The organism is Photorhabdus sp. RW14-46 (assembly GCF_963887965.1).
Classification (GTDB): domain Bacteria; phylum Pseudomonadota; class Gammaproteobacteria; order Enterobacterales; family Enterobacteriaceae; genus Photorhabdus; species Photorhabdus laumondii.
In genome coordinates this window covers 1-582 of the sequence record NZ_CAWPHH010000121.1, presented here as the reverse complement: position 1 = coordinate 582, position 582 = coordinate 1, and the positions used below count along the sequence as shown (strand labels likewise).

General features: G+C 53.6%; 1 protein-coding gene. It reads left to right on the top strand.

The annotated features are described in order from the left end of the window. Nucleotides 1-582: AMP-binding protein (locus AACQ38_RS23850; RefSeq protein ID WP_165579254.1), on the top strand; the 582-nt coding region annotated here is incomplete at both ends.

Sequence of the window (582 nt, the reverse complement as noted above, 5' to 3'; positions counted from 1 at the left end):
GCCAGACCAGCGAGTAGCGATTTGCGTGACACGTTCACCGACGATGATTGTGGGCTTGCTGGCGGTGTTGAAAGCGGGTGGTGCCTATGTTCCATTGGACCCGGCTTATCCAGGGGAACGTTTGGCACATATTTTGACCGATGCAGCACCGGCTATTTTGCTGGCGGACAATGTCGGATGTGCCGCATTGGGTGAGGAAGCACTGTCAGGACTCACGGTACTGGATCCGAATACGCTGCCTGATAAGCCGGACAGTAACCCGCAAGTGACCGCACTGACTGCACAGCATCTGGCGTATGTGATTTACACATCAGGTTCAACCGGTACACCAAAAGGTGTGATGGTTGAGCATCGTGGGCTAATCAATCTTGTCCGGGATAAAATTGTCCAGTTTGACATTCACTCGGATAGCCGGATGTTGCAGTTTGCCTCATTGAGCTTTGATGCCAGTGTTTGGGAAATCATGATGGCGTTGGGAAGTGGGGCCTGTCTGGTTATCGCAGTCGATATCGTCCGGCAGGACCCGCTTCGTCTCTGGCATTATCTGGAGCAACAGGCAGTGACCCATGCCTGTCTGACCCC